This is a genomic window from Mesorhizobium sp. B1-1-5, assembly GCF_006443065.1.
In the GTDB taxonomy this organism is placed as follows: Bacteria; Pseudomonadota; Alphaproteobacteria; order Rhizobiales; family Rhizobiaceae; genus Mesorhizobium.
The window spans coordinates 65,526-82,737 of the sequence record NZ_VFWS01000014.1; the positions used below are offsets into that span (position 1 = coordinate 65,526).

Annotated in this window: 20 protein-coding genes; 15 read left to right on the forward strand and 5 right to left on the reverse strand. The window is 61.5% G+C overall.

Translation table 11 applies throughout. The features are described 5' to 3' along the window. Positions 1-85 precede the first annotated feature (85 nt). The 5 genes from FJ980_RS07965 (at position 86) to FJ980_RS07985 (ending at position 5,136) form a co-directional block, all read left to right on the forward strand. Positions 86-1,381 (forward strand): class I SAM-dependent methyltransferase, encoded by a 1,296-nt coding sequence (locus FJ980_RS07965; RefSeq protein WP_140542371.1) that lies wholly within the window; start codon positions 86-88, stop codon positions 1,379-1,381. Further along, positions 1,378-2,193, forward strand: coding sequence for a sugar phosphate nucleotidyltransferase (locus FJ980_RS07970; protein ID WP_140542372.1), 816 nt, complete (start codon positions 1,378-1,380; stop codon positions 2,191-2,193). The genes FJ980_RS07965 and FJ980_RS07970 overlap by 4 nt, the downstream gene beginning before the upstream one ends. Beyond that, positions 2,190-2,849 (forward strand): PIG-L deacetylase family protein, encoded by a 660-nt coding sequence (locus FJ980_RS07975; RefSeq protein WP_140542373.1) that lies wholly within the window; start codon positions 2,190-2,192, stop codon positions 2,847-2,849. Before FJ980_RS07970 ends, FJ980_RS07975 begins: the two co-directional genes overlap by 4 nt. A 285-nt stretch (positions 2,850-3,134) precedes the next feature. Then, positions 3,135-4,172 carry a hypothetical protein gene (locus FJ980_RS07980; RefSeq protein WP_140542374.1) on the forward strand — a complete coding sequence of 346 codons (1,038 nt, stop codon included), beginning with the start codon at positions 3,135-3,137 and terminating at the stop codon, positions 4,170-4,172. Positions 4,173-4,833: 661 nt separating this feature from the next. Beyond that, positions 4,834-5,136, forward strand: a complete 303-nt coding sequence (locus FJ980_RS07985) for an HlyD family secretion protein (protein ID WP_246676353.1) — start codon at positions 4,834-4,836, stop codon at positions 5,134-5,136. Between the two features lie 83 nt (positions 5,137-5,219). Here the strand turns inward: FJ980_RS07985 and FJ980_RS07990 are convergent, their stop codons facing one another. Next, positions 5,220-5,522 (reverse strand): DUF982 domain-containing protein, encoded by a 303-nt coding sequence (locus tag FJ980_RS07990; protein WP_140542375.1) that lies wholly within the window; start codon positions 5,520-5,522, stop codon positions 5,220-5,222. 303 nt (positions 5,523-5,825) lie between these two features. Here FJ980_RS07990 and FJ980_RS07995 point away from each other — a divergent pair, with 303 nt between their 5' ends. The 10 genes from FJ980_RS07995 (at position 5,826) to FJ980_RS35330 (ending at position 12,407) form a co-directional block, all read left to right on the forward strand. Continuing rightward, entirely contained in the window at positions 5,826-7,283 is a 1,458-nt protein-coding gene (locus FJ980_RS07995; protein ID WP_140542376.1) for an NCS1 family nucleobase:cation symporter-1, read from the forward strand. 458 nt (positions 7,284-7,741) lie between these two features. Beyond that, on the forward strand, positions 7,742-8,074 hold the full coding sequence (locus tag FJ980_RS08005) for a DUF2282 domain-containing protein (protein ID WP_140542394.1): 333 nt from the start codon (positions 7,742-7,744) through the stop codon (positions 8,072-8,074). 66 nt (positions 8,075-8,140) lie between these two features. After that, the gene (locus FJ980_RS08010; protein WP_140542377.1) at positions 8,141-9,004 is read left to right on the forward strand and encodes a DUF692 domain-containing protein; all 864 of its coding nucleotides are present in this window, start codon (positions 8,141-8,143) and stop codon (positions 9,002-9,004) included. Beyond that, positions 8,988-9,782 (forward strand): DNA-binding domain-containing protein, encoded by a 795-nt coding sequence (locus tag FJ980_RS08015; protein ID WP_140542378.1) that lies wholly within the window; start codon positions 8,988-8,990, stop codon positions 9,780-9,782. Before FJ980_RS08010 ends, FJ980_RS08015 begins: the two co-directional genes overlap by 17 nt. Beyond that, positions 9,779-10,261, forward strand: coding sequence for a DoxX family protein (locus FJ980_RS08020; protein ID WP_140542379.1), 483 nt, complete (start codon positions 9,779-9,781; stop codon positions 10,259-10,261). Before FJ980_RS08015 ends, FJ980_RS08020 begins: the two co-directional genes overlap by 4 nt. Beyond that, the gene (locus tag FJ980_RS08025; RefSeq protein WP_140542380.1) at positions 10,258-10,863 is read left to right on the forward strand and encodes a sigma-70 family RNA polymerase sigma factor; all 606 of its coding nucleotides are present in this window, start codon (positions 10,258-10,260) and stop codon (positions 10,861-10,863) included. The genes FJ980_RS08020 and FJ980_RS08025 overlap by 4 nt, the downstream gene beginning before the upstream one ends. Next, entirely contained in the window at positions 10,860-11,513 is a 654-nt protein-coding gene (locus FJ980_RS08030; protein WP_140542381.1) for an NrsF family protein, read from the forward strand. Before FJ980_RS08025 ends, FJ980_RS08030 begins: the two co-directional genes overlap by 4 nt. Further along, the gene (locus FJ980_RS08035) at positions 11,510-11,890 is read left to right on the forward strand and encodes a mercuric transporter MerT family protein (RefSeq protein ID WP_140542382.1); all 381 of its coding nucleotides are present in this window, start codon (positions 11,510-11,512) and stop codon (positions 11,888-11,890) included. The genes FJ980_RS08030 and FJ980_RS08035 overlap by 4 nt, the downstream gene beginning before the upstream one ends. An 11-nt stretch (positions 11,891-11,901) precedes the next feature. Continuing rightward, positions 11,902-12,183 carry a cation transporter gene (locus FJ980_RS08040; protein WP_140542383.1) on the forward strand — a complete coding sequence of 94 codons (282 nt, stop codon included), beginning with the start codon at positions 11,902-11,904 and terminating at the stop codon, positions 12,181-12,183. Then, positions 12,180-12,407, forward strand: coding sequence for a GDCCVxC domain-containing (seleno)protein (locus tag FJ980_RS35330; RefSeq protein ID WP_140542384.1), 228 nt, complete (start codon positions 12,180-12,182; stop codon positions 12,405-12,407). The genes FJ980_RS08040 and FJ980_RS35330 overlap by 4 nt, the downstream gene beginning before the upstream one ends. Before the next feature lie 141 nt (positions 12,408-12,548). Here FJ980_RS35330 and FJ980_RS08050 read toward each other — a convergent pair whose 3' ends face one another. From FJ980_RS08050 to secG, 4 genes are all read right to left on the reverse strand, one after another. Next, positions 12,549-13,094, reverse strand: a complete 546-nt coding sequence (locus FJ980_RS08050; protein WP_140542385.1) for a DUF1697 domain-containing protein — start codon at positions 13,092-13,094, stop codon at positions 12,549-12,551. Positions 13,095-13,269: 175 nt separating this feature from the next. Further along, entirely contained in the window at positions 13,270-14,907 is a 1,638-nt protein-coding gene (locus tag FJ980_RS08055) for a CTP synthase (protein WP_140542386.1), read from the reverse strand. Positions 14,908-15,055: 148 nt separating this feature from the next. Beyond that, positions 15,056-16,183 carry a L,D-transpeptidase gene (locus tag FJ980_RS08060; RefSeq protein WP_140542387.1) on the reverse strand — a complete coding sequence of 376 codons (1,128 nt, stop codon included), beginning with the start codon at positions 16,181-16,183 and terminating at the stop codon, positions 15,056-15,058. A gap of 210 nt (positions 16,184-16,393) precedes the next feature. After that, complete coding sequence (gene secG, locus FJ980_RS08065; RefSeq protein ID WP_140542388.1) at positions 16,394-16,888, reverse strand: preprotein translocase subunit SecG; 495 nt, start codon at positions 16,886-16,888, stop codon at positions 16,394-16,396. Between the last annotated feature and the right edge of the window lie 324 nt (positions 16,889-17,212).

Sequence of the window (17,212 nt, forward strand, 5' to 3'; positions counted from 1 at the left end):
GACTAACCTATCTCTCAGAATACCAAGTCAGCGGCTCTCGCCGACTGGTTCAAGGTCACTGCAGATAAATCCGGGGTTGGGTCTGATGAATTTTCATTCAGCCGACGCGCGCGGCCAACAGGTGGACGTCGAACACGAGCGACGTTGCCGGCTCTGTGCAGCGCCTCTTCGTCATACATTTGTCGATCTGGGAATGTCGCCGCCCTGCGAAAGCTTCATATCGCCGGACCGCCTGGGCAACGTCGAGGCCTACTATCCGCTTCACGTGATGGCTTGCGAGGGATGCTTCCTAGTGCAACTGCCGGAGCATATTACTCCGCAAGAGATATTCACCGAGTACGCATATTTTTCATCTTATTCCGCAAGTTGGGTCGCGCATGCGAAACGCTATTGCGATTACGCCGCGGCGCGCTTCGGGCTCCGACAAGACAGCCTGGTAGTCGAACTGGCCAGCAATGACGGTTATCTGCTGCAGCATTTTCAGCCGCTGGGGGTTCCGACACTTGGCATCGAGCCTGCGGCGAACGTCGCGCAAGCTGCAATCGCCAAGGGCGTGCCGACGCGCGTCGCCTTCTTCGGTGTACGCCTGGCGCGCGAACTCATCAACGAAGGCAAGCAGGCCGATCTCATCATCGGCAACAATGTTCTCGCGCAAGTTCCAGACCTCAACGACTTCGTGGCAGGCATCGTGCTACTGCTCAAGCCGCAGGGTGTGGTCACCCTTGAATTCCCGCACATTGAGCGGCTCATCGACGAAAACCAATTCGACACGATCTATCACGAGCATTTCTCCTATTTCTCGCTCACGACGATCGACGTGGTGGCCGCAAGGCACGGCCTCAAGATCTTCGACGTAGAGGAACTGCCCACGCATGGAGGCTCGCTGCGAGTCTATTTGGCGCGGGCAGATAGCGTCTATCGCCCGTCGCCGGCGGTGGCTGGACTGATCGAGCGAGAGGCAACCGCCGGCCTCAGGCAGATGCAGACCTACACGTCATTCGCCGATCGCGCCTATGGCGCCAAGCGCGCCCTACTCAGCTTCCTGATCTCGGCGAAGAACGAAGGCAAGACGATCTGCGGCTATGGAGCGCCCGGCAAGGGCAACACCCTTCTTAACTATTGCGCGATCGGCACCGACTTTTTGGATTTCACGGTCGACCGGAATCCCTACAAGCACGGACGCTTCACGCCCGGCATGCACATTCCGATCAAGCCCGTCGAAGCCATCCAGGAGGCTAAGCCGGACTACATCCTGATCCTGCCATGGAACCTGAAGGACGAGATCGTGAGACAGATGTCGCACGTGGCGGCATGGGGCGCGAAATTCGTCGTGCCAATCCCCTTCGTCAAGGTGATCGATCCCGCGGAGTACCGGCCATGAAAGTAGTTCTTTTCTGCGGCGGGCTTGGTACCCGCATTCGCGATTATTCCGAAGCGGTGCCCAAGCCGATGATCCCGCTCGGCCCGCAGCCAATCATGCGCCATGTGATGCAATACTATAGCGACTACGGGCATGAAGACTTCATCCTTTGCCTTGGCTACAAGGCAAACGTCGTCAAGGATTTCTTTCTCAACAGCCGGCCGCAGATGTTCGCTGATTGCGTGGTAACCGGCGACGGTCGAGATGTCAGGCTCTTGGATGACAGTCACAGGGGTTGGCAAGTCACTCTCATTGACACTGGCATCTGGCGCAACATCGGCGAACGGCTCTGGGCCGCTCGTGATTTGGTTCGGGACGAGGACATGTTCCTTGCCAACTACAGCGACGGGCTCACGGACGTCGACCTCGACGACATGGAGCGCAAGTTCCGCGCGAGCGGAAAGGTCGCCTGCTTCCTCGCGGTGCCCCCGCCGGTCACCTATCATTTTGCGGATATCGCCGAGGACGGCCACGTCCGTGAGTTCCGCAGTTCCACGAGCTCAGATATCTGGATCAATGGCGGGTATTTTATGTTCAGGCCAGAAATCTTCGATTTCATGCGCGAAGGCGAAGAACTCGTGCTTGAGCCTTTCCGGAGGCTGATTGAGGCCAATATGCTGATGGCCTACAAACACAATGGCTTCTGGCGCGCCATGGACACATTGCGCGACTGGCAGGTGCTCGAGGACATGGTCGAAAAAGGCAACATGCCCTGGAACCGGCAGATGCGCGAGCGGTCCGGTCATACTGGACTCGCAGTCGCCAGATCATGAGGGCCCTGTCGCTCGCAGGCATGCAGGAGAGTCTGTGCGTGCTTTGTCTTGGCGCCCATTCCGACGATATCGAGATCGGCGCGGGAGGGACCCTTCTGTCCCTTGTTGCCAGCGGCGCGAAGCTTGACGTGCACTGGATTGTGTTAAGCGGGCGCGGAGCCCGGGGCGAGGAGGCTCGCGCGTCGGCGCATAGCTTCCTCAAAGGGGTCACAGATCCCACCGTGATGATTGCAGACTTCGATGATAGCTACTTTCCGACCCAAGGGCGGGAGATCAAGGAATGGCTTGCGTCCCAGGCCAAAAAAGCCAAGCCTGACCTGATCTTCACCCACCGCCGGGATGATGCGCATCAGGATCATCGCGAGGTCAACAGGATCACCTGGAACCTTTTTCGGGATCACCTTATTCTTGAATATGAGATCCCGAAATGGGACGGCGACCTGGGTCAGCCAAACTTCTACACACCGCTGACCGAAGCCCAAATGCAGCGCAAAATCGAATTGCTTCTTGCCCACTTCGGCAGTCAGCGGTCCAAAGATTGGTTTGACGCCGAAACGTTTCGTGGCCTGGCACGGCTGCGCGGCATGGAGTGCCGCGCTAAGGACGGATTTGCGGAGGGGTTCGTGGTTCGAAAGGCCGCCTGGTCCCTCGGCTGAAGCGGGACGATCGTATGCGACGGATCGCGATAGGCAGGAGCGCCAGACCCTCTCCAAACGAGGTAGGTCGGTCGAGAATGTGGTGCACGTTTTCGCCAAAATCAGGCGATTTTGCCTACAGCAAACCCGTCGCAACAACTGCTAAGATTACAATAGAACGACGGTTGCGCAAACAATTACAAACAACCCCTAGTCGGCACGTTGCCTCTACATCATCGGTCAAACCGCATGGAGAATGCACGCTGCGAGCGAACCCACCCCCATGACGACACGTGGGGGGACTCTGTGAACAGCACTTCGCAGTCGGAGGGCGAAGATCCTGGTCATGGTACCGAGGTCGCGTCGGTCATCGATGCCATCCGCGAGTGCATTGGAACGTTGCAACTTGATCTCGACGGACAGGTTGTGGTTACTGGAGCTGGGTTTGGCTCGGAGGCGATCACGGCAACCGCGGCAGCGCTCGCCGGCGCCCGACGCGTATTTGCGCTTACAGCCGAGCGAAAAAAGCATGCCAGAAGTCCAGCCACCTCCTGGGACGCCTTGGACCTGGCCACCGATGCCGGACATTCGGCCAGGCTGGAGATATTGCGACGAATGCATCCTCATCACTGGAATGACGTCGACATTCTTGTGAGTTGTCCCCGGACGCTGCCGATATCACGGTCGACCGTCGAGTACCTCCGACCAAATTCAGTCGTAGCTCTAATGGCCGAGCCATGGGAACTCTCTCCCGAGATGGTGGACCTAAACGCCTGCAGCGAGATGCAGGTCAAAGTCGCCGCTCCAAATCTAGAGCATCCCAGCATAAACCTGCATCCCGATTTAGCCCGGCTGTGCTGTCGACTGTTGCACGATGCAGGCATAAACCCCCGCGATACGAGAATCGCTCTCCTGTGCGACACCCCCTGCAGGCGCTACATAGAAGATGCCCTGATCGAGCAAGGCGCGAGAGTGACAGTGTTTGCTCACCCGCAGATGCTGCTGCCGGAAATGTGGGACGCTGTCGTGGTGGCATTGCGGCCGGCGGAAAAACCGTCGATGGATATCAATGGCCTTGCCCGGGTATTCGAAGCTGCTCATGGGAGCCTGCTCATTCAATTCAGCGGCGAGATCGACCGCCTGGCTGCTCGGTACTTTGGTCTTCGCGTCTGGCCGCCGCGAAAGCCGGCGCGCGGCCAGCTCGGCGTATCGTCTGAGATTCTCGGTTGGCATCCCACGATCCGCAGGCTAGTCGGCGGTCTCAAGGCAGCCGAGATGGCGCGGCGTGGAGCAGATCTCCGTCGCGACGGCATCGGTTCAATAGTCGGCCCCTCGCCCAACTGACTCGAGGTCAGCAAGCGCCGCGCTTCTCGCGCTCCTGGCCCGCGTTCAGACCAATGCGCTTGAGACACGGACCTTTTTGTTACGGCGCCATCGGAGCCAATGTCGCAGAATGCTCCACTGCAAGGCTATGTGCCACCAACTTGGCCAAGCGAAGTAACAGAGCAGCCCCGTTGTCGCCGCCGCACCAGTGCGACAACGGGTCTAGCTTCAAAAGACGCAAGGCGGCCGGCGTCCTTCTTGGGGTAAGTGGCTTCAGAACGCCGGCCCGGCGGACTCAGTCCACCGTACATTAATGATAGCTAAAATACTCTCGCGAGAAATAGCGATTCCGGGAATCCCGAGCTTTTCGCGGCGAGACCCGTAGCGGGAAGCACTTCTAGGATAGCGGTAGCAAACCGGATGGTGGGCTGAATATTCGGAATATTTAATATTATCAATTTTGCAGTGACAGACCAGCCGGCACGCCACCCCGATCCTTTCCGGCTCGAAACCGGCCCTTACATGTCGAGCCGCCTCGATAGAGAAGGCAAATCGCCTTAACCCGAACGCCGACCTCGCAGTGATTGCGTCCCTCACCCGATCGGGTGAAGCGCGCGGCCTCTTTCCGACTCAAACTGCCAATCTGGTCATAGATTCACGCATCAAGCCGGCCGATATCGATGTGGTACATCCTGACATGCCGGCCCGCGTGGTGTTGTCGGTCTATCCGAGCCGGCATCTGCCGCAAATCCATGGCTTGCTCACATCAGTGTCGGCCGACCGGCTGACGGACGAAAAGACCGGCGAGCCTTATTTCCTCGCCAAGGTCAAAGTCGACACAGCCGATCTCGCAGAGCTGCATGACGTGCACTTGTCGCCCGGCATGCCGGCGGAGGTCATGATCCTGACGGGAGAGCACACTTTGCTCGACTATATGCTGGCCCCGGTGCAGGCTTCGCTAACACGCTCTTTCAAGGAAAACTGAACCGACGACAGCACACCGCCGCCGGCCATAAGCCGACGCCTCATCGTCGTATCTGTCAGCGCAGCCGCGGGGGCGTGACGGCGCTAGCGCCTCAGGGCGTGGACATTGTCCATCGATGCGCCGCCCAGCGGCAGCGCCATGTCGTCGTCGAGCAGCCGGGTGATGCGGGCAAAGCCGACAAAGGCTTTGCGCGCTTCCTCGGCCGACATCTTGCCCGACAGTGCCGCCGCGCAGCAATTCACGGCGCATTGATAAACCGGGCCGCGTCGTCCCGTTGGCCACTTCCGCAGGAATACCATCGCCTCGGAGACGCTATCGACTTCCTCCACAGGGTATCCCTGCCCACGCGCAATTCGCACTGGGGTAAAGAAATGCAAGCGATCCATAATTATCCTCCCGGTCGACCGCAGCGCAGTCGAACCGCGATAAACGCACGTCCCGCGAATTGGTTCCAAACAAATTTGGTTGCCGATGGAAAAAGTTCGAAACCGCGGGCCTGCACGGACATTCGCGAAAATCACTTGGCGACTCAGCCAATGCAGGCCTGGAGCCGTCGGATAACGGCGATTCTCATTGAATGTCTTTAAGGCGAAAGCCGGCAAATGGGTTGCTTGCCGGTTACCCTGCGTCAGGCTTAACCTCCGCGTCAACGCGTGAGGGCGCGTTTTGCAAAAAGGGGAACACTTGCAATGACCATTCAAGGCGCATCGCCTGACCTCTACAATGAGGATCTGGCTCCCGCAACGGTCAGGAACTGGGGACCGTTTTCGATCTTCAACGTCTGGACCTCCGACGTCCACAGCCTCTGGGGTTACTACCTGGCGGCAAGCCTGTTTCTATTCTGCGGCGGCTTCGTCAACTTCATCATCGCCATCGGCATCGGCTCGCTGATCATCTATGCGCTGATGAATATGGTCGGCTATGCCGGCGTGAAGACCGGCGTGCCCTACCCCGTGCTTGCCCGCGCCTCCTTCGGCATCTGGGGCGCCAACGTCCCGGCGCTGGTGCGGGCGATCGTCGCCTGCTTCTGGTACGGCGCCCAGACGGCCGCGGCGTCGGGCGCGATCGTGGCGCTGCTGACGCGCCTGCAATGGTTCGACGAGTTCAACAAGAGCTCGCACCTTCTGGGACACTCGACACTGGAGGTGATCTGCTTCGTCATCATCTGGGCGCTGCAGTTGCTGATCATCCAGAAGGGTATGGAGACCGTGCGCCGTTTCCAGGATTGGGCCGGCCCGGCCGTGTGGGTCATGATGCTGATCCTGGCGATCTATCTCTGCGTCAAGTCGGGCACTTTCGCCTTCACCAGCGACATCCCGATGGATGTGCTGCTGGACAAGACCAACGATGCCGGCGTTCCGGGCGAGCCTGGGTCCTGGACCGCCCTGTTCGCGGTGGCGGCGATCTGGGTGACCTATTTCTCGGCTCTCTACCTCAACTTCTGCGATTTTGCCCGTTACGCGCCGGACAAGGCGGCGCTGCGCAAGGGCAACATCTGGGGCCTGCCGGTCAACCTCATCCTGTTCTCGCTGGTCGCCGGCGTTACGACGATCGCCGCTTATGACGTCTACCATGAGGTGCTGCTGCATCCCGACCAGATCTCGGCCAAGTTCGACAGCTGGTTCCTTGCCGCGCTTGCCGCGCTGACCTTCGCGGTGGCGACGCTGGGCATCAACGTCGTGGCGAATTTCGTCTCGCCGGCGTTCGATTTCTCCAACGTCTTCCCGCGTCAGATCGACTTCAAGAAGGGCGGCTACATCGCGGCGCTGATCGCCCTGGTGCTCTATCCCTTCGCGCCATGGGAAGGCAGCGCTGCTTCCTTCGTTAACGTCATCGGCGCGACGATGGGACCGATCTTCGGCGTGATGATGGTCGACTACTACCTGATCCGCAAAAGCGAGGTCGACGTCGAAGCGCTCTATCGCGAAGACGGCGAGTTCCGTTTCCAGAGCGGGTGGCATGTCAATGCCTTCATCGCTGCCGGCATCGGCGCCATCTTCTCCTCGATCCTGCCCAACTTCACCAACTGGCTGCCGTCCTGGTGGGGCGTCTATGGCTGGTTCTTCGGCGTGGCGATCGCCGGCGTCGTCTACTATGTGCTGCGCACCATGGCGCTTGGTGCAGGCGCGAAGGTGGCGAAGGCCTGAAACAATGCAGTGGGCAGTAGGGCTTAGGTAATAGAAGACGCCACCCTACTGCCTACTGCCTACTGCCTACTGCCTACTGCCTACCATCTCCGTGTTCCAGTTGCGCGACGTGCCGATGCCGAGGCGCTTGTGATTAGCGGCGGCCAGCAGCCGCGAGCTCGGCCGCTCGCGCGACGAGCCAAATGTCGTCATCGACCAACCGCACCAACTCGTCGTCGGCTGCATAGACCTGGAGCGCCGCAACGGCATCCCGGCACTGGCTCGCGCATTACCCCCGCCGCCACCTCGAACCATCCCACATAACGAGCCCGACTGCGGCACTACACAGATTCGTGAACGGTGATGATCTGAACCGCCGTAACCTCCGCCAGCGCTGCCGCGAACTTCCAGTAGAACCTGCGGCTTCCGGCATCGCCGGGGGAGAAGGGTTCGCGCAACAACACCCATTGGAGGAAAGCATGTCAAACCGCCTCATATCCGCCGCCGTCGCCAGTGCCTTCGCCGCAGCCATTGGCGCCGCCGCCATCGGTTCCGCATCAGCCGCGATGAGCGAGGCGGAAATGATGAAGATGCAGGAGAAGACCAAGAAAGAGGTCGCTTCCGGCAAGATGGAGAAGTGTTTCGGCGTAGCGCTGAAGGGCCACAACGACTGCTACGCGGGTGCTGGAACCACATGTGCGGGCACCGCCACCAAGGACTACCAGGGCAATGCCTTCAAGCTGGTGGCGAAGGGAACCTGTACTGCCATGACCACGCCAAATGGCCACGGCTCGCTAAAGCCGATCGGCTGATTCCGAGCAGACCGCGGCGGGTGGCATCGCCATCCGCCCTTTCCACTGCCTTCCGGGAGGTCGACCATGAACATTCCTCCGCGCGCCGGAGTAGGACTTAAGCCGCAGCACTACCGCGAGATCCTGGAAACCGGGCCGGACATCGGCTTTTTCGAGGTCCATGCCGAAAACTACATGGGAGCGGGCGGACCACCGCACCGGTACCTTGCTGCGGTGCGCGAGCAATATCCTCTTTCGTTGCACGGTGTCGGTCTGTCGATCGGCGCGGCAGGGCCCCTCGACCAAGACCATTTGAGGCGCCTGAAAGACCTGATCGCCCGCTATCAGCCGGGCCTTTTCTCCGAGCACCTTGCATGGTCGAGCCACGGCGATGCGTTTCTGAACGATCTCCTGCCGATGCCCTACACGATGGAAACGCTCCAGCGCATCGCCTCACACATCGACGAAGTGCAGGAAACACTTGGCCGTCAGATGCTGCTGGAAAATCCTTCCACCTACATCGCCTTTGCAGAAAGCACCTATGCCGAGCCTGATTTCATCGCCGAGGTGCAACGGCGCACCGGCTGCGGACTGCTGCTCGATGTGAGCAACGTCCACGTCGCTTCGACCAATCAGCAGTGGGACTCCTTCGCCTATATCGACGCCTATCCGCTCGGCGCCGTGCAGGAGATACATCTTGCCGGCTTCACGCCGGAAACCGACGAGAAACAGAGGCCGCTGCTCATCGATACCCACAGCCGGCCGGTCGACCCGTCGGTTTGGGAACTCTACGCCTACGCGATCGGCAAGCTCGGTCCCACGCCGACGCTGATCGAATGGGACGCCGATTTACCGTCATGGAGTGAGCTGCATGCCGAGGCCATGCGGGCCGAAGCGTATATGAAGTCTCACGCGCCAGGACAGGAGGTGCGCCTTGCAAGGGCTGGCTGAGCAGCAACGGGATTTCGCGCTGGCCTTGCTTGACGCCGCTCGTGCCACGCCGCAAGGCCTCGTAGGACCCGACGGCTTGCCAAGTCCGCGTCGCTTCGCGGTCTATCGCAACAATGTCGTGGCCGGCCTCATCGAGACACTGAAGGACAATTATCCGGCCGTTCGTCGCATCGTCGGGGATGAATTCTTCCGCGCCATGACGGGGCAATTCGCAACCGCCCATCCACCGCAGCGCCCTGTCATGCTGGACTACGGTGCAGGCCTCCCCGAATTCATCGCTGGGTTCGAGCCCGCGGCGACACTTCCCTACCTCGCTGACGTGGCGAGGATCGAGCGCGCCTGGATCGAAGCCTATCACGCGGCCGATGCGGAGCCGCTTTCGGCTAATGATCTCCTCGCCGTCGATCAGGGCCGCCTGGGCGAGGTCCGGCTGGCGCTCCACCCTTCGCTCCGGGTGACGCAATCGCAGTTTCCCGCCCTCACCATCTGGCGCATGAACATTGCCGGCGGCGAGCCCGCTGCTGTCGATCTCCAGGCAGGTGGTGAGGATGCTCTCATCATCCGCCCGGGAGCAGAAGTCGTCGTGCGCCAGCTGCCGGTGGGAGCTGCGGCCCTCATCAGGACCTTAGGCGCCGGCAAGCCAGTGGTGGCCGCGACGATAGCTGTACTCGAAGCCACCCAGAACTTCGATCTCAGGACGATGTTGGCCGGACTGATTGAAGCCGGCGCTTTCATCGGTTGGAGCCTTGAACCGGATACCGGAGACGAGCCGTCATGATGTCAGCTCCGAACCTGATCCGTACGCTGACGGCGTGGCTTTCCTCGGTCGCCATGGCCGTAGCGCCGCTGTTTCTGCGAGCAGCACTCGCGGTGCCGTTTTTCCGCTCCGGCCTCACCCGCTGGGACGGCTTCCTGCAGCTCTCGGACAGCACCATTTATCTGTTCGAAGAGGAGTTCAAGTTGCACATCTTCGGCGCCGAGTATGGTTTCCCCATGCCCGATGCCGTGGCCTATCTGGTCGCGACCGCCGAAATCACTTTGCCGGTGCTGCTGGTTCTGGGCCTCGCCACCCGCTTTGCCGCGCTGGCGATGCTCGTCATGACCGGTATCATCCAACTTGTCGTGCCCGACGGTTGGGCCAACTTCCATCTGCCCTGGGCCGCTATGGCGATCGCGATCATTGCCCTTGGCGCAGGGCCCATTTCCGTTGACCGGCTGATCGCGCGACGATTTGCTTCGGAGGCGTATCGGCAATGACCACCCCTCCTGCACTGAAACTTGTGCGGGGCGAAGCCGCTCTTCCGCCGCAGGTACAGGAGCTGGATTGGTCGATCCTCATGGCGAGGGCCCAGGATGGCGATGCCAATGCCTATCGGCGGCTCCTCGAGAGCATTGCGCCATACCTGCGCGCTCACGCGGTGCGCTGTCACCGCAATCCCAGCGATGTCGAGGATGCGGTGCAGGATATACTGCTGACGCTGCACGCCGTGCGTGCGACCTATGATCCGGCGCGGCCGTTCGGTCCCTGGCTCACGGCCATTGCCAAACGCAGGCTGATCGACCGTCTGCGCCGCCAGGGTCGCCGCAGGGCCTTGGAAACGGAATCGGACCCCATCCACGAAACCTTTGCCGATCGGTCCGCGAACCTTGAGCACATGACACATATCCATGAAATTGCCGCGGCCCTCGACCGCCTTCCCCCCGGACAGCGTGAAGCCTTGCGGCTTACCAAGATCGAGGGACTGTCGCTGAAGGAGGCCTCGGCGGCGAGCGGTATGAGCGTGGCGGCGCTCAAAGTCGCCACCCACCGCGCCATCCGGCGTCTTCGGAGCTTCTTCTCTGGCGGGAGTGAAACATGATTCCCACGGATGATCTCATCTCCGCGCTTGCCGCCAATCTGAGGCCGGTGAGGCGGCTCCGTCCGCCGCTGTTGCGGGCCACCGGTTTCTTGCTTCTCGCCGCATTGATCGTCACCATGATCGCCGCAGCCCACGGCTGGCGGCCAGGCCTGCTCGTTCGTCTGGCCGAGATCCGCTTCGCTTTAAGCCTCACGGGGGCCGTCTTCACCGGCATCCTTGCCGCGTTCGCGGCATTCCTCGTCAGCCTTCCCGGGCGTTCACGTCACTGGCTGTGGCTGCCCCTTCCGTCACTTGCCCTGTGGCTTTTCTCGATCGGCTATCAATGTCTGAACTTCTGGACACCGCTGGTTCCCGGCGCACCTCCCGGTGAGATGGCTTCTTGCATTGCGACGTTGGTGCTGACGAGCCTGCCTTTATCGCTCGCCTTGGCGCTCATGCTTCGCCATGCCGCTCTTTTCGACCCGGCGCCAGTGATCTTGGCTGCAAGTCTTTCCGTCGCTGGGATCACTGCGGCTGCGCTGACCCTGTTCCATCCGCTCGACGCCAGCATCGAGATTCTGATGTTCAATCTCGGCACCGGATCGTTGATCGTGTTGTCGGGCGGCGCCATCAGCCTGTTTGTATCGAACGCCTTGGAGAAGCCGCGATGAGCGGACCATTGCCCGTCAGCAACCTAGCGAAATCGCGGGCTGCCCTATCGCTCGCTCTTGGCGGACTCTCGGCAGGTCTCCTCGCTTCCGCCTGCTGCGTGCTCCCTCTCGCCTTCGCTCTCGTGGGAATCAGTGGCGCCTGGATCGCGCGCCTCACCGCGCTGGCGCCTTACCAGCCATACTTCCTTACCCTCGCGGCCGTCTCGATCGGTCTCGGATTCTGGCGCTATCGCCGCAACGAGGCGGCGGCCTGCCTTGCCGGTTCTCTTTGCGCCAGTCCCGTTTATCGCCGTTCCACCCAATTCGTCCTGTTGGCCGCGAGCCTCATTGCAGTGGCGGCGGCGGCAGTCGATGTCTTCGGACGGCTCAATTTGTAGGAGATCCCGCCATGCGCGTCGCCATTGCAATTGTCGTCCCGCTCCTGGCCACGGTGCCCGCCGTCGCAGCACAACACACCGCCACATTCTCGGTGCCCGACATGACCTGTCCGCTCTGCCCGATCACCGTTGCGACCGCAATCAGACACCTCGACGGCATTGTCTCGGTTTCGACCGATGTCAGGGCCAAGACTGCAACTGTCGTCTTCGACGATCGCAAGACGAGCACCGCGTCGATCGCCGATGCTTCCGCCAATGCGGGCTATCCAGCAGCATTGGTGAACGAACAATGATCGAGGTTACCAGCACCATCACCTGTCCCGGCTGCGGCCACCGTAGAAGCGAGACAATGCCTGCCGATGCCTGCCTGCATTTCTACGAATGCGAAAGCTGCAAGATCCTCCTCAAGTCCCTACCGGGCGATTGCTGCGTATTCTGCTCATACGGCGATCACCCCTGTCCGCCGAAACAGGAAGAGCGACAGTCCGGTGCTGCCGGCCACCATCATTGCTGCTGAGGCATCGGCAGTGTCGGGGCAAGGATCGCCAAGGTCTGAAACAAGGGCAGTAGGCAGTAGGGATTAGGCAATAGAAGGTGCCACCCTACTGCCTACTGCCTACTGCCTACTGCCTACTGCCTACTGCCTACTGCCTACTGCCTACTGCCTACTGCCTACCATCTCCGCCAGACGGCGCACCGTGTTCCAGTTGCGCGACGTGCCGATGCCCAGGCGCTTGTGATTGGCCGCGGCAAGCAGCCGCGAGCTCGGCCGCTCACGCGAGAAGACAAGCCAGATATCGCCGTCCACCAGCAATATTTTCTCATCGGCGGCGGCATAGGCCTGGAGTGCTTCGACAGTGTCCGCGGGCAGCGGCTCGCGCATCACGCGCACCGCAACCCGATCGGCCGTGTCCGCTGATTCGCCCGGAAACGGATTGGCGGCGGCAAGCTTCAGCCAGTCATCGGCACCGCGCACGATGATGTCGACATGCCGGCCGAAGCTTTTCTCGAACGCCTTTTCCAGCCGGCGCTCGAGCTTTGAAAGCTCGCCTGTGCGCGCCTCGAACACCAGATTGCCCGTCGCCACCAGCGTGCGGACGTTTTTCAGCCCGAGACCTTCCGCCATGGCCTTCAGGTCGGACATGACCACCCGCCGCCCCTCGCCCAGGATGATGCTGTAGAGCAACGCGACATAAGTTTGCATTACGGTCCGCATAGCTGGCACGCAGGTCGGAGCCAAGGTGTGCTGAGATTCAGGTCAGGCCGAGTCGAAAATGGTGGGTTCCGAGAACCGGAGCGGAGCGTACTTGAAGTACGTGAGCACCGGAAGCGCAGGAAGCCGCCATTTGCAGGCCGGCCTCACCTGAATATCAGCACACCTAGACGAGCCGCGACTGATCCACCGCCGCCGAGATAAAGCTCGCGAACAGCGGATGCGGGTCGAGCGGCCGGCTCTTCAGTTCGGGGTGATACTGCACGCCGATGAACCACGGGTGGTCGGGATATTCGACCGTCTCCGGCAGCACGCCGTCGGGCGACATGCCGGCAAACACCAGGCCGCAATCCTCGAGACGCTGCTTGTAGTCGATGTTGACTTCGTAGCGGTGCCGGTGGCGCTCGGAAATCTGCGTGTCGCCGTAGATATCCGCTATCTTCGAGCCCTTGGCGAGCTCGGCCTGATAGGCGCCAAGCCGCATCGTGCCGCCGAGATCGCCTGCGGCCCTGCGCTTCTCAAGCATATTGCCCTTCAGCCACTCGGTCATAAGGCCGACGACGGGCTCGTCGGTGGGGCCGAACTCGGTCGACGACGCATGGTCGACGCCCGCCAGCGAGCGGGCCGCCTCGATGCAGGCCATCTGCATGCCGAAGCAGATGCCGAAGTAAGGCACCTTGCGCTCGCGGGCGAACTTTGCCGCCAGGATCTTGCCTTCCGAGCCACGTTCGCCGAAGCCGCCCGGAACGAGAATGCCGTGCACCTTCTCCAGCCACGGCGCCGGGTCTTCCTTCTCGAAGATCTCGCTTTCGATCCAGTCGAGCTTGACCTTGACGCGATTGGCGAGACCGCCATGCGACAGCGCCTCGATCAGCGATTTGTAGGCGTCCTTGAGCCCGGTGTATTTGCCGACGATGGCGATCGTCACCTCACCTTCCGGATTGTGGATGTGGTTGGAAAGCTTCTGCCACGGCTCCATGCGCGGCTTCGGCGCCGGGTCGATACCGAAGGCCGCCAGCACTTCCGAATCGAGGCCCTCCTGGTGATAGGCCAGAGGCACGTCATAGATATGCGGCACGTCCAGCGCCTGGATGACGGCGCTTTCGCGCACGTTGCAGAACAGCGAAAGCTTTCGGCGCTCCTCCTTCGGGATCGGCCGATCGGCGCGCACCAAAAGAATGTCGGGCGCGATGCCGATGCCGCGCAGTTCCTTGACCGAATGCTGCGTCGGCTTGGTCTTCAGTTCGCCGGCCGTCGGGATGTAGGGCATCAGCGTCAGATGCACATAGACGGCGTTGTTGCGCGGCAGGTCGTTGCCGAGCTGACGGATCGCTTCCAGGAACGGCATCGCCTCGATGTCGCCGACCGTGCCGCCGATTTCGCACAGCACGAAGTCGTAGTCGTCATTGCCGTCCAGCACGAAATGCTTGATCTCGTCAGTGACGTGCGGGATCACCTGCACGGTCGCGCCGAGATAGTCGCCGCGCCGCTCGCGCTCGATGATGTTCTTGTAGATGCGGCCGGTGGTGATGTTGTCCTGCTGGTTCGCCGAGCGCCCGGTGAAGCGCTCGTAATGGCCGAGATCGAGGTCGGTCTCGGCGCCGTCATCGGTCACGAACACTTCGCCATGCTGATACGGCGACATCGTGCCGGGATCGACATTGAGATAAGGATCGAGCTTTTTGATCCGCGCGCGATAGCCTCGCGCTTGCAGAAGAGCCCCAAGAGCTGCTGCGGCGATGCCTTTTCCGAGTGAGGAAACCACGCCGCCTGTGATGAATACATATCGCGCCATGGGAGTCATCGCTTAACGCGGCCTGATTGATTCCGCCAGAGAAAAAACCGCCGCGAAGGCTTTTTCCCAAAATGGCGCCGGAGCCCGCACGGGCTTGGATTCAGTCAAAACAAAAGGGCCGGCGATGCCGGCCCTTTCGGCAGTTTGATGGAAAGCCTTAGATAATAACAACCTTCGTGCCGATCTTGACGCGGCTGTAGAGATCCATGACATGCTCGTTGATCATGCGGAAGCAGCCATTGGAGGCGCTGGTTCCGATCGACTGCGGCGCGATCGTGCCGTGGATGCGCAGATGCGTGTCCTTCTTGCCGTCATAGAGATAGATGGCGCGCGCGCCGAGCGGGTTCTCGCCGCCGCCGGGCATGCCGTCCTTGTACTGGCCGTAATGCTTCGGCTCGCGCTTCTGCATGTCGAGCGTCGGGATCCAGCGCGGCCATTCCTGCTTGTCGCCGACGGCTACCGTGCCCTTGAACTGCAGGCCTTCGCGGCCGACCGCGATGGCATAGCGGCGTGCCGTGGAAAACGACTCGACGAGATAGAGGCGGCGCGCACTGGTGTCGATGACGATGGTGCCCGGCTCATAACCGGTGAAAGTGACGTCCTGCGGCACGAATTCCGGCTTCACCTTGAACGGCCGCTTGGCGGCCTTCTTGGCCAGCGCCGAATCAAGCGCGCGGGTCTCGGGCAGGTAACTGATCGAGCTCACCGACGAGCCGCCGAAGAGGCCGGCAAACAGCCCGCCGCTGCTCGTCTGCTTCTGGCCGGGCTGCTCACTGCGCAACTCGCCATTGTTGCCGGTAGCGGTGATGTTCATGGCCTCGGCCGGGATAGGCTCCTCGGCCTTGACCGGAATGATCTGCGCGACCGGATCCAGCGGCGCGATGATCTTGGTGGTCTTCTTGGCCGGCTTGGCGTCGGCGACCTCAGCCGGCGCGGCAGTGCCCTTCTTGGCGAACCATTCCTGGCGCGCCGCGTCAGCCTTGGCCTTGGCGGCCTCGCGCATGGCCATCTTGCGAGCCTCGAGCGCCTTATCCTTTGCCGCCTGCTTGTCGGCGTCGATCTTGGCCTCGAGCCTGCCGATCTGCGCGAGATCGTCCGAGGTCGGATTTTTCTTCTTCTTGAGAAGCCTCAGCTGCGATGCGTCGCTCTTGGCGGCGGCAGCGGGAATGGCGTCGGTTTTCTCTACCGACGGGGAGGAGACCATGGTTGCCGGTCCGGCAAGGGCCGCGGAGCCCATGCCGAGGACGGCACAGACTCCCAAAATGATGAAGCTGCGAAGCTGCATGGCGAAGATCCGATCGTTCAATGCGTGTTGCCCACGGCGTCGCCCGGCGTCCCCCAAGGACGCCAAAAGTGCCGCGCGCAATCTATAATCGATTAGCCGTCATCGCCTCAAGCTGAGGCAGGCGACACGCCCGGTTGAATCTTCGTGATCGGGGGCGCATTTGCCGCGACTGTGTTCAAAGAACAACAGATCGCGGCGGTGCTTGTCCGGCTACTGGTTCGGAACCTGAGGGGTGACCGGCAAGGTGACGCCGTTGGTCGCCGGCGCGGTGGTCGGATTCGCGGGCGTTGTGGCCGGAGCCGGCGCGGTGGCGCCGTTGGCAAGCGGCGTGGTGGTCGTCGCACCGCCAGCCGCGGGAGCGGAGCCGCCGGCCGGAGCGGCGGGCTTGGAAGTGCCCACCGGCCCATTGGAACCCGGCAGCTGGTTGAGCACGCCGTTGCCCTGGCTGGAGGTTGCCGGGCGGTCGAGGATGTCGATCGGCTTTTCGCCGTAGCGGGCAAGGATCGACAGCGCCAGCGACGTCACGAAGAAGGCTGCCGCCAGGATCGCGGTGGCGCGGGTCAACGCGTTGGCGGCGCCACGAGCGGTCATAAAACCGGAACCGCCGCCGATGCCCAAGCCGCCGCCTTCGGAGCGCTGCAGCAGCACCACGCCGACGAGGGCGAGCACGACCATGAGGTGGACGACGATCAGTACGGTTTCCATAATTTATCCTGGCGAGGCCTTGCGCGAGCGCGCATATGACCGATGATTTGGAGGCGGCTCCTTACAATGCTTTGGCGGCATTTCCAAGCCCGTGGCCGGGAATATGGGAAGCAATGCGGCCTTTACAACGATTTAGCCCGCGCGAGCCTGGGAGACGGGCTAGTTCTCCGACACAGGGATTTTGAAAGGTTGCCGTTTGTCTTGGTGCAAGATTTCCGTGAAACCAGCGCAAACGCTGGGGATTGGCTGAAGCCGCCCCAACCTCGTCATTCTATGGCGGAGCAAGGAGCGCAGCGACGCGCGCAGACCATAGAATCCATTCCG